We start from the raw sequence: 13,089 nt of genomic DNA, 5'->3' as shown, positions 1-13,089 counted from the left end.
GACCATGACCGACCGCGAGCAACTCCATCGAGAGGGTTACGTGCTGCTGCGCCAAGCAATCCCGGCCGAGTGGCTGGGTGAGCTGCGTGCCGTGTTCGACGCAGGCGTGATGCCGTCGAACCAATGGCCTGTGCCCCGTGGCATGGACTGGCGCCATTCGCTGCTGGACGCGGATTCGACGGTTCAGGCGGTGTGTCGCCTGCCGCAGGTGCTGGCGGTGGTGGGCGAGTTGATCGGGGAACGCTTCTTCCTCTCCCAGGTGGAAGGTCGCGAACCTCTTGCCGGTGGCGGTCAGCAGCAGCTGCACCGCGACTTGTCGGCCCAACGGCCAGGCGACATAGCCAACGCCCTGGCTTTTTTCGACGACTATGGCCCCGGGAACGGCGCCACCCGTATCGTCCCCGGCAGCCATCGCCCCGGGCCGGGAGAGCCGCCACCCGACTTCACCGACGAGTCGCGGTCGGTGCAGCTTTCAGGCTCCGCCGGGGACATCCTGGTGTTCGATGTCGATCTGCTGCACGCGGGCTGCCTGAACCCGAGCGGCGCACGCCGTCGCTCGCTCCTGATCAGCTATTTTTCCGAACCGCTCTATGCGTCGCACCTGGAAACCCTGGGTTTGCGCAATATCCGGATGGACACCACCGAGCGCTTCGATCCGGCGGACTTTGCCCTCGACCGGATCTAGTCCGCTCGCCGCCGCGCCTCCCCTCAAGGTCCATGAAGCACTGAACGATTGCCCATATCGGATGGCATAATCCCCCATCGTTCATAACGGGGGCGGATAAATGACCACTGAAAGCTACGACCTGCTCGCGATCTTCGCCGCCGTGGCCCAGGAGCGCAGCTTCACCCGCGCCGCCGCCAGGCTCGGTATGTCGCAGCCAGCCTTGAGCCGGGCCATGCGCCAATTGGAAGAACGCCTGGGCGTCAGGCTGCTGGCGCGCACCACCCGCAGCGTCTCCCCCACCGAAGCCGGCGAACACCTGCTGCGGGTGGTCTCCCCCCGGCTCGAGGAAATCGACGACGAGCTGGCCTTGCTCAGCAAGTTCCGCGACAAGCCGGCGGGCAAACTGCGCATCACCGCTGGCGAGCATTCGGCGATCACGGTCCTGCAACCGGCGCTGGAGAAACTGCTGCCCGAGCATCCCGACCTCAACATCGAGATTATCGTCGACTACGGCCTGACCGATATCGTCGCGGAAGGCTTCGACGCCGGCGTGCGCCTGGGTGAGCAGGTGGCCAAGGACATGATCGCGGTGCGCATCGGCCCCGACATGCGCATGGCGGTGGTTGGCTCCCCGGAATACTTCGCCCGCTATCCCAAGCCAAAAGTGCCGAGCGACCTGATGCAGCACAACTGCATCAACCTGCGCATGCCGACCTACGGCGGGATCTTCTCCTGGGAGTTCGAGAAAAAGGGCCAGGCACTGAAGGTGCGAGTCGAGGGCCAGCTGGTGTTCAACAACATCGCCATGCGCCTGGACGCCGCCCTCAAGGGGCTGGGGCTGGCCTATATGCCGGAAGACCTGGTGCTGGCCCATGTCGAGCAGGGTCGCTTGATTCGCGTGCTGGCGGACTGGTGCGAACCCTTCTCCGGCTACCACCTCTACTACCCCAGCCGGCGCCAGAGCTCACCGGCCTTCACCCTGCTGCGCGACGCCCTGCGTTACGCGGACTGATGCCCTGAGCGGGGGCCGCCTCATGGCCGCCCGGCGCTTGCCGCCAGGTGTTTTTCCAACGCCTCGCCGGCCCGCTTGGCCGCATCGGCCTCGCCCTGCTCGGCCAGCACCCGGACCAGTTGCCGCAGTTGCCCGACGCTCAGCCCTACCCTGATGCTGGCGGCCATGTGCGAGCGCAGTTGCGGCTCCGCGCCGGGGGTGGCGGCCAACGCGCCGACCGTGGCCAGCTCACGACTTTGCCAGTCCAGGTTGTCGCGCTCGAAGATATCGCCGAACAGATGGGCCTGCAGGTATTGGTTGATCACCGGGGCGAAGTCGAACAGCGGCCCCTGGACCGGCGCGCCGGAAATCCGCGTCTGGTTGGCCTTGCCCGCCGCCAGCAGCGCGTCGCCCGTGGGAATGCCGGCGCTGGGCTCGCGCCCCGGAACGTCCTCGATGCCGCGTTGCTTGCGCGCCTCGAGCACTTTCATCAGCTCGCCAAGGGCATTGAGGCTGCGCGGAAAGCCAGCGTAGGCATAGAGCTGCACCAGGATTTCCCTGGCCTCGCTGACGGTCAGCCCGGCATCCAGCCCCTGGTTCAAGGCGGCATTGAGCCGCGGCATGTTGCTGGTGGCCATGGCCGCCGCGATCAACGGGATGGCCTGCTGCTTGTGGGACAGCGTCTCGGAAACGGCGGGTACGGAGGACATGGCTTGAGGCTCCCTAGGGTTCTGCGCGGCGTGGCTCGGCGTCATCGCCAGGTTCAGGCTCAGCAGCGCGAAGGCCACTGTCATCCCTCCGGGCCTGCACCGCTTAACGGGCGTTGTATTGGTCATCGGTGACCTTCTCCAGCCATTGCACGCTCTTGCCATCCACCGCGCCGGTCACCGCCAGATGGGTCATGGCGCTCGTCGCCACGGCACCGTGCCAGTGCTTGACGCCCGGCGGGCAGACGATCACGTCTCCCGGATGGATTTCCTGCACCGGCTTGCCCCACTCCTGCGTCAGGCCCACGCCGGAAACCACCACCAGGCGCTGCCCCGCGGGATGGGTATGCCAGGCCGAGCGCGCGCCCGGCTCGAAGGTCACGTAGGCGCCGGAGGCATTGATCGGGCTGCTGGCGGGAAACAGCGGATCGACGCGCACCCGCCCGGAAAAGTAATCCTCCGGGCCCGCGACCGAAGACTGGGTACCTGCACGACTGATCTGCTGGGTGGCGAAAGGCTCGCTGGGGTTTTCAGCCTGGCCGGCCGCGTCAGCCAAGGGCGCCGCGGCGCATACCGCGAGCCCCAACAGGGTCTTGTTCATGATGAGAATTCCTCGTTGGTCGAGCCTATTGAAATGGCGAGCCGTTGCGGCGATCACAGCGTCCTGGCGTAGAACGCCGTCAGCTTGCTGATGGCCGCGTCCACATACTGGGGCACCCAGTAGGTTTCGATATGGGTGGCGCCGTCGATCTTGAACAGCTCCTTGTCCTGGGCGCCGGTGGCCTTGGCGAACGCATCCTCGGTCATGTAGAGGCTGTCGGCCTTGCTGCCGGCGATCATCAGCAACGGCTGCCGGATCAGTTCGATCTGCTGGGTGGCGTCGAAGCGCATCAGGTCCAGCAGGCTGCTGGTGGTGTATTTGAAGGTCGAGTTGGGGTGCGCGTGGGTTTTCCAGTAGTACTCGTAGCCCTGCCGATACAGCGCGAAGGGCAATTGGGCGATCTGTTCGTCGGTCAGGTTGGCATCCCCCGAATACAGCACTTCGCCGCCGGCCGCTTCCTGGGCACGGGCCGCCGAAGCCTGCTGCAGGCGTTGCTGGATGCTGTCCAGTTGCGAGTCGTTGTAGCCATTGCGGCGAACCCGCCCGGAATTGAACATGCTCACCGTCGCAATCGACTTGAAGCGCTTGTCGGTTTGCGCCGCGGCCAACGAATAACCACCGCCGCCGCAGATGCCGAGCAGGCCCAGGCGTGCTCTGTCGACGCCGGGATAGCCGGCGATGAAATCCGCCATGCCATGGATGTCCTCGATGCGGTACGCGGGTTTGTCCACGCTGCGCGGCTGGCCGCCACTGGCGCCCTGGTAGGCCGCATCCGCGGCGATGGTGATGTAGCCCTGGTCGGCCAGGCGCTGGGCATACAGGCCGGCGACCTGCTCCTTGACCCCGCCATTGGGGTGCGCCACCACCACGACCGGGTATTGCTTCGCCGGGTCGTAGTTCGCCGGGGTGTAGACGTTGGCGGAGATGTCCAGGCCATTGAGCTTGTAGCTGACCGGATGGATGTTGACCTTGCCCGGCTCGTTCTTGCTGATCGCGCCCTCGTAGACCAGGGTGAACGGATTCTGCTTGTAGTCCGCGGCCTCGGCGGCCGACATCCCGACCATCGCGGCCATGAGCGTGGCCTTCAGCGTTTGCTTCATTTGAATACTCCTGCCCTGCTTTTGAAGAACACGGCAGCCAGCCGCCGTGCCCATAGTCAATCCAGAGACTTCTCTGCAAGAAACCTCGAAACCAGGTCCGCGATCTCGACATTGTTGAGGTCCGAGAACGGGAAGTGGCTGTTGCCCTTGATCCCGATCTCCGGCAAGTGGATCAGCCTGGCGTCACCGCCATGCCGGTTCACCGCGTCGCGCCACAGCCGCGCCATCTCGAGCCGGGCGCGCCAGCTGTCCTGGGCCGGCAAACGCACCGGCTGGGCGGGAATGTTGTCGCCATAGAGGATCAGGATGGGAATGCGCGTCAGCGCCTCGAACTGCGCCTGGCTCACGACCTGCGCGGCGACGGTGTCGAACGCGCTGGGAATCGGCGCCGGCGCCTCGCCCTCGGGAAACACGAAGCTGCTGCCCGGCTCGAACGCGACGATGGCCCGCACGTTGCGGCTCTTGATCGCCGTCAGCCAGCCCGGCCCGCCCCCCTGGGAATGGGTGAACAGAATGGCCGGGCCGGTCTTCTCCAGCAGCGCCGACACACCATCGGACACCACCTCGATGTCGTAAGGGCCGGTGTTGGGCGTCATCGAACGGAAGAACTGCTCCTGCGCCGCCCGCCCCGGCGGGAACTGGCTGCCCGCGAAGGTCTCGGGCCACAGGCCGATGCGGAACTGGTTGAACCACAACTGCTCGTCCGCCACCGGCTTGATCGTCGCTTCGACCAGGCTGCGCCCCGCATCGCCACGGCGCGGCTGGTCGATCAGGTAGGTGGAGAAACCGCGACGCAGGAAGATGTTCTGGAAACCTTCACGCCCATCGGCCGTGGTCTCCCAGGACTTCGCCGACTGCCCCGCGCCGTGCCACATGACAATCGGCAGCGGGCGCGCGTTAACCGGCTTCTGGTAGAAGGCATACACATGGTCGCCGTGGTAGGTCTGGCCATTGGGATTCATCGGGTGGTAGGGATCGAAGGTGCCCGGCTGAGTGCGCACGCCACCGCCCGCGATCAGGCTGCCCTGATCCTCGATCACCAACGGACCGCGCTCGCTCGCCTCAACAACCGCGCCGCTGCACAGGGCAAAACAGAGGGTGCCCGCCCTGGCGGCGGCGGGCATGTACTTGCGGATCAGGTGCTGGGTCATGGAGGGCTCTCGATTGGAAATCGCAGAACCCCAACTTACCCCTCGGCCATTGATTGATAAATGGCACGGATTGGATAGGACTAATACCAGAAACGCATAGGTAGACTAATTGCCCCACCCACCGCCAAACGACCATTCCTCTGCCTCAGTGGTGGTAATCACCACCATCACATCCTCGGCATCGATGCCTGGCACGCGGCCCAGTCGCACGCTCGCCAGCTCGGGTCGACGAACGTCGACATCCCGCCTCCATCGCTGGCGTTCTTTCTGTCATTGGGGGGTGTTTAACAACACTTACCAATGGATCCATTAAAAATAAAAGCAACAGCTATCAGTCCGATAATCGCCCATAAATCAACCTTTAACCTGGATATTATCGTTGACACTCAAACACCACAGCTTCTCTAATGGATCCATTAAATAAAAACAATCACTCCCCAGGAGAGCCCTCCATGTACCCCAAGAACACTTGGTACGTTGCCTGCACCCCCGATGAAATCGCCGACAAGCCCCTGGGCCGACAGATCTGTGGGGAGAAGATGGTGTTTTACCGTGGCCTGGAGGGCCGGGTCGCGGCGCTCGAGGACTTCTGCCCCCATCGCGGCGCGCCGCTGTCGTTGGGGTATGTGGAAAGCGGCAACCTGGTGTGCGGTTATCACGGGCTGGTGATGGGCTGCGATGGCAAGACCGCGGCAATGCCCGGGCAACGGGTGCGCGGCTTCCCGTGCAACAAGACCTTTGCCGTGGTCGAGCGCTACGGCTTTATCTGGGTCTGGCCCGGCGACCAGGCGCTGGCCGATTCGGCGCTGATCCATCATCTGGAATGGGCGGTCAGCGATGAGTGGGCCTACGGCGGCGGGCTGTTCCACATCCAGTGCGACTACCGCTTGATGATCGACAACCTGATGGACCTGACCCACGAAACCTACGTCCACGCCTCCAGCATCGGCCAGAAGGAAATCGACGAGGCGCCGCCGACCACCACGGTCGAGGGTGATGAAGTGGTCACCGCGCGGCATATGGAAAACATCATGGCCCCGCCGTTCTGGCGCATGGCCCTGCGCGGCAACGGCCTGGCCGACGACGTGCCGGTGGACCGCTGGCAGATCTGCCGCTTCACCCCGCCCAGCCATGTGCTGATCGAAGTCGGCGTGGCCCATGCCGGCCAGGGCGGCTACAACGCGCCGGCGCAGTTCAAGGCATCGAGCATAGTGGTGGATTTCATCACCCCAGAGAGCGACACCTCGATCTGGTACTTCTGGGGTATGGCGCGCAACTTCAACCCACAGGACGAGGCGCTGACCGCGAGCATTCGCGAGGGCCAGGGCAAGATTTTCAGCGAAGACCTGGAGATGCTCGAACACCAGCAACAGAACCTGCTGGCCCACCCCACGCGCAACCTGCTCAAGCTGAATATCGACGCCGGCGGCGTGCAGTCGCGGCGGGTGCTGGAGCGCCTGATCGCCAGGGAACGCGCCGGCGAAGCACAACTGATCGCCACGGCCACGGCCTGAGCCCTGCGCGGCACTACGCCGGCAGTGCACCGGTGCCGCGCCCTGCCCTTTCCCCAGCCTTTTACCCAAGAAAAGAAACAGAAGTGACCGCCCTGGGCGGCAGCACTCGGAGGACCGACGATGATCGATGTGGTGGTGGTATCCCGTAACGACGAAGCCCAGGACATCTGCAGCTACGAGCTGGCCAGTGCCGATGACCGCCCGCTGCCGGGCTTCAGCGCCGGCGCGCATATCGATGTGCACCTGCCCGGCGGCTTGATCCGCCAATACTCCCTGTGCAACCACCCCGAAGAACGCCATCGCTACCTGATCGGCGTGCTCAAGGACCCGACCTCCCGCGGCGGCTCGCTGGCCATGCACGAGCAGATCCACGCCGGCACGCGGCTGCACATCAGCGAGCCGCGCAACCTGTTTGCGCTGGCCCATGAAGCCCGGCGCAGCCTGCTGTTCGCCGGCGGCATCGGCATCACCCCGATCCTGTGCATGGCCGAGCGCCTGGCCCACAGCGGCGCCGATTTCGAGCTGCATTACTGCGCCCGCTCCAGCGAGCGCGCGGCCTTTGTCCAACGCCTGCGCGATTCATCCTTCGCCGAGCGGGTGTTCCTGCATTTCGACCAGGAACCCGAGACGGCGCTGGACGCGACCAAGGTCCTGGCCGCGCCTCACAACGACGTTCATCTATATGTGTGTGGTCCCGGCGGCTTTATGCAGCACGTGCTGAACACGGCCAAGGCCGCGGGCTGGCGGGAGGACTGCCTGCACCGCGAGTACTTCGCCGCCCCCGTCGATACCCGCGCCGATGGCAGCTTCTCGGTCAAGGTCGCCAGCAGCGGCCAGGTCTTCGAGGTGCCTGCGGACAAGAGCGTGGTGCAGGTCCTGGAAAGCCATGGCATCGACATTGCCATGTCCTGCGAACAAGGGATTTGCGGCACCTGCCTGACCCGGGTACTGGAGGGCGTGCCGGAGCACCGCGACCTGTTCCTCACCGAGGACGAGCAGGCGCGCAACGACCAGTTCACCCCCTGCTGCTCGCGCTCGAAAACGCCGCTGCTGGTGCTGGATATCTGAAGGGAGTCAGGCGGGGCGGAGGATGACCTTCATCCGCTCGTCCGCCGCCGCGCTGCTGAAGATCTCGGCATAACGCAGGGTCGCGTTGGCATGCTCGCGCATGATCGCCTCGGCCCGCGCGCCCTGGCGATTGACCAGGGCGTCGAACACCGAATGGTGCTGCATATGGGCGTAGTTGAAGCGCCGGTATTCGCGGGCCATGTCCTGGCGATCCACCGCCAGCGCGGTGACCGAGGCGAACGGCAGATGATCGTTGCGCGCCAGGGCATCGGCGATCGCCGGGTTGTGGCTGCCTTCGACAATCACCTGGTGAAAACGCATGTTGAGGTCGTGATAGACCTCCAGGTCGTCCTCGGTCACATAACCCTTGGCAAACAATTGGTCGCCCTGGGCCAGGCACAACTCCAGGGCCGCCCGCGCCACCTCCGACAAGCCGCGCTCGGCGGTCTGGCGCGCCGCCAGCCCTTCGAGCACACCCCGCACCTCGACCGCGCCGGCGATGTCCTCGGCACTCACCGAACGCACCTGGAACCCCCGCCCGCCAAACCGCACCAGCAGGCCTTCCTGCTCCAGGGTACGGAACGCCATGCGCACCGGCATCCGCGACACCCCGAACAACTCCGCGGTCGGAATCTCCATCAGCCGTTCACCGGCCGCCAGTTCGCCCGAGGCGATCATCTTGCGCAACGCGACCAGCACCAATTGACCGGGCTTACTCATCCAGGCAACTTCCAGAAAACGTGGGCGGCCATAGTACCGCAAGCCTTGCGCCGGCGGCATGCGGATAGCGGCGTGCCGACAATGGCGACCTCACGGACGCCATCGCGGGCAAGCCTCGCTCCTACAGAAAATGCGTAACCTACTGCCTCACAGCACACGCCTCCCTGTAGCCGCTGCCGCAGGCTGCGATAAGGCCGCAGGCCTTCAGCGATCTCAAGATCTTGCGCCCCCTTCGGGGTCGATCGCAGCCTCGCAGGCTCGGCAGCGGCTACAGGAAACACACCCACCCCAGGCCGGCCGGCAGGTCGCCGTCTTGCTTTTGCTTTTGATCTGAACGCCCCGTTAACCACGATGGCCGAACGCAGGCATTGAGCCGTGGGTAACCCGGCAGGGATGCCGGGTTAGCCGCCCCAGGCCATGGATGGCCTGTGGCGGCGGCCCACGGATCAATGCCTTCGTTCGGGCATGCCGAGCCTTAGCGAGGCACCGAGTGGGGGGCGAAGCGTTTTGGTTACTTTGGACTGGGCCGGCTTCCGGATCTTCCAAAGTGACCCGCCGTAAGGGCGGAACCCTAAGTAGCCGTAACCGCAGAAACGGATATGCACACATCCCAAAAATGCAGCGCCAAAACAGATGCCATCGCGGGCAATTCGAGCGTCGACCGGCCGCTCCCGCCCGCGACAACACTGCAAGGCTCAAAACGACAACGGATAACTCACAATCACCCGAGTCTGATCAAAGTCACTATTGAAACTGCGCCGATTGGTAGCGTTATTCACCCGCACACTGAGATTCTTCAGACTCCCACTCTGAAAGGTATACCCCACCTCCGTATCCCGCTCCCACTCCTTGCCATTGCTCCCGGCCTTGGTCGTGGCATTCTCGCCATGCCCATAGCGCACCATGGCCAACAACCCCGGCACACCCATGGCGGCGAAGTTGTAGTCATAACGCAGCTGCCAGGAGCGCTCGTCGGCGTTGCTGAAGTTGCCGTTGAACATATCGTTGCCCAGGGTCCGGCCGCTGCTGCCATACACCGACATCCACGGGCTGTCGCCACTGACCTTCTGCAAGCCCAGGTACAGGGTATGGCCAGCGGTGGAGGCCGAGAGCAAGGCATAGGCGGTACGGCTCCGGATCTCGCCGATGCGCGCCTGGCCGTCATCCTTGTCGATGAAGTAACCGAGGTTCGCCCCCAGCACCCAGTCGCCCACCGGCTGCTTGTGCAGCAGGTTGAAGTAGCTCTGCTGGTAGATGTCTTCCAGTTGCGCATGCCAGGCGCCGATCAAGGTGCGCTGCTGGTTGAAACGGTACTCGGCGCCGGCATAGGTGAAGCCATCGGACGTGACCCCGGGCGCGGCCCAGGCCGAGAGGTCCTGCATGTCCGAGGAGTTACGCAGGCTCACCGAACGGTACTGCCCGGCCTGCAACCCCAGCCCGGCGATTTCCCGCGAATCGAGCATCGCCCCACGGAAGGTCTGCGGCAGCAGCCGGCCATCGTCGTAGCGCAGCAGCGGGATGTCCGGCAGCAACTCGCCAACCTTCAATTCAGTGGCGGAAATGCGCATTTTCGCCGCCACGCCGGCGCGACCGTAGTTGTCCGCCGCACGCCCGTCGTCATGTACCGGCAGCAGCTCCGAACCACTGGTACCGCGCCCGCTGTCGAGCTTGACGCCGAACATGGCAATGCCGTCCAGGCCGAACCCGACGACGCCCGGGGTGTAGCCGGAATTGAACTTGAGGATAAAACCCTGGGCCCATTCCTCGACCTTGCTCTTGGCCGCACCCGGGTCGCGAAAATCCCGATTGAAGTAATAGTTGCGCAGCACCAAATCGGTCTTGGCATCTTCGAAAAAACCACCGTCTTCGGCCCAGGCCGGCAGGCCCGTGCCCAGTGCCAGTGAAGCCGCGGCCAGCGAGCGCGCGAGGATGCAGTGAGGGGTGTTCATTATTATTGTTCTCCGCTTTGCATAGGCGCAGCCGTTCCCCGACAGGCCGCTCCAGGCCCGCCTTCTATCGGCTGCAAAAATGCCCGGTCTCTCTTTTGGGAAAGACCGGGCGATATCCTCAGCTCAAGGCATCAGAAGGGATAACGACGCGCCGAGTGCTGCACGCTGATCCAGTGATCGCGGGTGAATTCGTCGATCGCCCAGTCGCCGTTGAAGCGCCCGAGCCCCGAGTTCTTTTCCCCACCGAAGGGCGCGTTGGCCTCGTCGTTCACCGGGATGTCGTTGATATGGGTCATGCCCGCGCGAATCCGCCGGGCGAAGTTCACCCCGCGCTCCAGGTTGCGGCTGAACACCGCGCTGGACAGGCCGAATTCGCTGGCGTTGGCCAGCTCCAGGGCGTGGGCCTCGTCCCGGGCGCGCAGCAGGCCCACCAGCGGACCGAAGATTTCATTGCGCGCCAGGTCCATATCGACTGTGACCTCGCCGTAGACATGGGGCGCCAGCAGATTGCCCTGGGCCCCGCCCTCGTAGAGCGGCTCGGCGCCTTCGCGGCGAGCCAGCTCGATCTTCTCCCGCAGGCCTTGCAGCTGCCGCGCATTGATCACCGGGCCGATCACCGTCTCGATCGATTGCGGATCGCCGACCTTGAGGCCCTTGACCCGCTCGACGAAGCGCGCGGCGAAGGCGTCGTAGAGGCTGTCGTCGACGATGATCCGGTTGACCGCCATGCAGATCTGCCCCTGGTGCAGGAACTTGCCGAACACCGCCGCGTTCACCGCCTGTTCGAGGTCGGCGTCGGCCAGGACCACGAACGGGCTGTTGCCGCCCAACTCCAGGGCCACATGCTTGAGGTGCGCGCCGCCGCTGGCGATCCGGCCGATACCGCGGCCGACCGGGGTGGAGCCGGTGAAGGTGATCAGCGAAGGTACCGGGTGCTCGACAAAGGCATCGCCAATCTCGCTGCCCGCCCCCACCACCACACTGAGCACGCCCGCCGGCAGGCCGGCCTCCTCGAAGATCTTCGCCAGCAGCAGGCCGCCGCAGACCGGCGTATCGCTGGCCGGCTTGACCACCACCGCGTTGCCCAGGGCCAGCGCCGGGGCGATGGAACGCTGGGTCAGGTGCAGCGGGAAGTTCCACGGGCTGATGACCCCGACCACCCCCAGGGCGCTGCGGTAGACCCGGCTCTCCTTGCCCGGCACATCGGACTCGAGAATGCGGCCGTGGACCCGCGCCGGGAACGACGCCGACTCCAGGGCGATGGCCCGCGCCGCGCCCCACTCCAATTGCGCCTTGAGCCGGGTGCTGCCGGACTCGCGAATGATCCAGTCGACGATCTCCTCGCGGCGCCGGTCGAACACCGCCACCACCTGATGCAGCACCGCCGCCCGCGCCGACGGCCCGAGCGCCGCCCAGTGCGGCTGCACCGCGGCGGCCTTGGCATAGGCGGCATCCAGGTCGGCGCGGTTGGCCTGGGCCACTTCCAGCAATAGCGCGCCGTCGAACGGGTTGCTCACCGCCAGGGTTTTGCCGGCCGCGCCGGCGCGCCATTCCCCGGCGATGGGTTGCAGGTGCAGGTCGCTGTAGACAGCTGTGGACTCACTCATGACAAAACTCCTTGAGGACAGGATTCACAGGAAAGATGGGCTCGCGACTCAGGGCGCCGAACCGGGTTTACGTGGCTATGCATGACTGCCTCCGGTGGCCGCCCGCGCCTCGATCAGGCGCAGCAGCCCCAGCAGGGTTTCGGTGTGCGGCACGGCGATGCCGGCCTGGCGCGCCCTGGCCAGGACCTCGCCATTGATCGCGCCGACTTCCGTGGGCCGGCCGGCCAGCACGTCTTGCAACATGGACGGCTTGTGCGCCCGGTGGTGGGCAATGGCATAGGCCACGCTGTCCAGGCAGCGCCGCGCATCCGTGGCCACCCCCACCGACTGCGCGACGCCGAGCACCTCCAGCACGATGGCCCGGGCCAGCGCCGTGCCTTGCGGCACGGCATCCAGTTGCCCCACCGTACAGCCGGTGACGGCGCACAGGCTGTTCAAGGCCGCGTTGAACGCCACCTTCTCCCAGATCGAGGTCCAGACCTGCGGGTCCACCGCGCAGTGCAGCCCCACCGCCTCCAGCACCGCGGCAACCTGGGTGCTGGCCTGGCGCTCGATGCCATCCAGCGACAGCAGCCGGACCATGCCCTGGCCATGGGAGCGGACATGGGCCGGCCCGGCCATATCAGCGGGCCAGGTGGTCATGCCGATCATCACCTGCTGCGGGGCGACGTGGCGGCACAACGCTTCGGCGTTGCCCAGGCCGTTCTGCAAGGTCAGCACCCGCGTGTGCTCGCCGATATGGCCGGCAATACTGCGCAGCGCACCGTCGGTGTGCTGGGCCTTGGTGAAGACCAGCAGCAGGTCGGGCTGGCCCGTCACCTGCTCCGGCCGGCAGGCGCTCAGGCCGCCGATGCGCCGCTCGCCGCTGTCGGTGTCCAGGCGCAAGCCCTGGCGGCGGATCGCCTCCAGGTGCGTGTCGTTGATGTCCAGCAGCGTGACGTTCTGCCCGCTTTCCGCCAGCAGGCCGCCGAACAGCGAGCCCATGGCGCCCGCCCCGAGAATGCTGATGTTCAT

General features: G+C 65.4%; 10 protein-coding genes and 2 pseudogenes. 4 read left to right on the top strand and 8 right to left on the bottom strand.

Features of this window, described 5'->3' with window-relative positions; translation table 11 throughout:
• Positions 1-4 precede the first annotated feature (4 nt).
• Together AC3RCP_RS13735 and AC3RCP_RS13730 are read left to right on the top strand one after the other, a co-directional pair.
• Positions 5-685: a phytanoyl-CoA dioxygenase family protein gene (locus AC3RCP_RS13735; protein ID WP_492569992.1), complete on the top strand. Its 681-nt coding sequence runs from the start codon at positions 5-7 to the stop codon at positions 683-685.
• A 100-nt stretch (positions 686-785) separates the two neighbouring features.
• Complete coding sequence (locus AC3RCP_RS13730; protein ID WP_492569990.1) at positions 786-1,679, top strand: LysR family transcriptional regulator; 894 nt, start codon at positions 786-788, stop codon at positions 1,677-1,679.
• A gap of 20 nt (positions 1,680-1,699) precedes the next feature.
• Here AC3RCP_RS13730 and AC3RCP_RS13725 read toward each other — a convergent pair.
• The 4 genes and pseudogenes from AC3RCP_RS13725 to AC3RCP_RS13710 all read right to left on the bottom strand — a co-directional run.
• Positions 1,700-2,966 (bottom strand): annotated as a pseudogene (locus AC3RCP_RS13725) ((R)-mandelonitrile lyase).
• 53 nt (positions 2,967-3,019) lie between these two features.
• The gene (locus tag AC3RCP_RS13720; RefSeq protein ID WP_492569988.1) at positions 3,020-4,066 is read right to left on the bottom strand and encodes an alpha/beta hydrolase; all 1,047 of its coding nucleotides are present in this window, start codon (positions 4,064-4,066) and stop codon (positions 3,020-3,022) included.
• Between the two features lie 56 nt (positions 4,067-4,122).
• On the bottom strand, positions 4,123-5,217 hold the full coding sequence (locus AC3RCP_RS13715) for an alpha/beta hydrolase (protein ID WP_492569986.1): 1,095 nt from the start codon (positions 5,215-5,217) through the stop codon (positions 4,123-4,125).
• A gap of 105 nt (positions 5,218-5,322) precedes the next feature.
• Positions 5,323-5,424, bottom strand: a pseudogene (locus AC3RCP_RS13710) (tautomerase family protein); the annotation flags it as partial.
• A 245-nt stretch (positions 5,425-5,669) separates the two neighbouring features.
• Between AC3RCP_RS13710 and AC3RCP_RS13705 the strand changes: the two are divergent.
• Both AC3RCP_RS13705 and AC3RCP_RS13700 read left to right on the top strand, forming a co-directional pair.
• A complete protein-coding gene (locus tag AC3RCP_RS13705) occupies positions 5,670-6,731 on the top strand; it encodes a Rieske 2Fe-2S domain-containing protein (protein ID WP_492569984.1) in 1,062 nt (353 codons plus the stop codon).
• A 120-nt stretch (positions 6,732-6,851) separates the two neighbouring features.
• Positions 6,852-7,799 (top strand): PDR/VanB family oxidoreductase, encoded by a 948-nt coding sequence (locus AC3RCP_RS13700; RefSeq protein ID WP_492569983.1) that lies wholly within the window; start codon positions 6,852-6,854, stop codon positions 7,797-7,799.
• A gap of 6 nt (positions 7,800-7,805) precedes the next feature.
• On the opposite strand, the gene AC3RCP_RS13695 is transcribed toward AC3RCP_RS13700, so the two are convergent.
• The 4 genes from AC3RCP_RS13695 to AC3RCP_RS13680 form a co-directional block, all read right to left on the bottom strand.
• Positions 7,806-8,519 (bottom strand): GntR family transcriptional regulator, encoded by a 714-nt coding sequence (locus AC3RCP_RS13695; protein WP_492569981.1) that lies wholly within the window; start codon positions 8,517-8,519, stop codon positions 7,806-7,808.
• 695 nt (positions 8,520-9,214) lie between these two features.
• The gene (locus AC3RCP_RS13690) at positions 9,215-10,468 is read right to left on the bottom strand and encodes an OprD family porin (RefSeq protein ID WP_101337666.1); all 1,254 of its coding nucleotides are present in this window, start codon (positions 10,466-10,468) and stop codon (positions 9,215-9,217) included.
• 131 nt (positions 10,469-10,599) lie between these two features.
• The gene (locus tag AC3RCP_RS13685; protein ID WP_492569979.1) at positions 10,600-12,075 is read right to left on the bottom strand and encodes an aldehyde dehydrogenase family protein; all 1,476 of its coding nucleotides are present in this window, start codon (positions 12,073-12,075) and stop codon (positions 10,600-10,602) included.
• A gap of 75 nt (positions 12,076-12,150) precedes the next feature.
• Positions 12,151-13,089, bottom strand: a complete 939-nt coding sequence (locus tag AC3RCP_RS13680; RefSeq protein WP_492569977.1) for a ketopantoate reductase family protein — start codon at positions 13,087-13,089, stop codon at positions 12,151-12,153.

The organism is Pseudomonas sp. GW822-FHT05A08 (genome assembly GCF_058800485.1).
This window is presented reverse-complemented; position numbering and strand designations above follow the sequence as displayed.

Excerpts from the sequence above, each read along its gene's own strand:
- AC3RCP_RS13715 (WP_492569986.1), bottom strand. The coding sequence starts at position 5,217 with ATGACCCAGCACCTGATCCGCAAGTACATGCCCGCCGCCGCCAGGGCG.
- AC3RCP_RS13700 (WP_492569983.1), top strand. The coding sequence starts at position 6,852 with ATGATCGATGTGGTGGTGGTATCCCGTAACGACGAAGCCCAGGACATC.
- AC3RCP_RS13735 (WP_492569992.1), top strand. The coding sequence starts at position 5 with ATGACCGACCGCGAGCAACTCCATCGAGAGGGTTACGTGCTGCTGCGC.
- AC3RCP_RS13680 (WP_492569977.1), bottom strand. The coding sequence starts at position 13,089 with ATGAACATCAGCATTCTCGGGGCGGGCGCCATGGGCTCGCTGTTCGGC.
- AC3RCP_RS13695 (WP_492569981.1), bottom strand. The coding sequence starts at position 8,519 with ATGAGTAAGCCCGGTCAATTGGTGCTGGTCGCGTTGCGCAAGATGATC.
- AC3RCP_RS13690 (WP_101337666.1), bottom strand. The coding sequence starts at position 10,468 with ATGAACACCCCTCACTGCATCCTCGCGCGCTCGCTGGCCGCGGCTTCA.
- AC3RCP_RS13705 (WP_492569984.1), top strand. The coding sequence starts at position 5,670 with ATGTACCCCAAGAACACTTGGTACGTTGCCTGCACCCCCGATGAAATC.
- AC3RCP_RS13720 (WP_492569988.1), bottom strand. The coding sequence starts at position 4,066 with ATGAAGCAAACGCTGAAGGCCACGCTCATGGCCGCGATGGTCGGGATG.
- AC3RCP_RS13685 (WP_492569979.1), bottom strand. The coding sequence starts at position 12,075 with ATGAGTGAGTCCACAGCTGTCTACAGCGACCTGCACCTGCAACCCATC.
- AC3RCP_RS13730 (WP_492569990.1), top strand. The coding sequence starts at position 786 with ATGACCACTGAAAGCTACGACCTGCTCGCGATCTTCGCCGCCGTGGCC.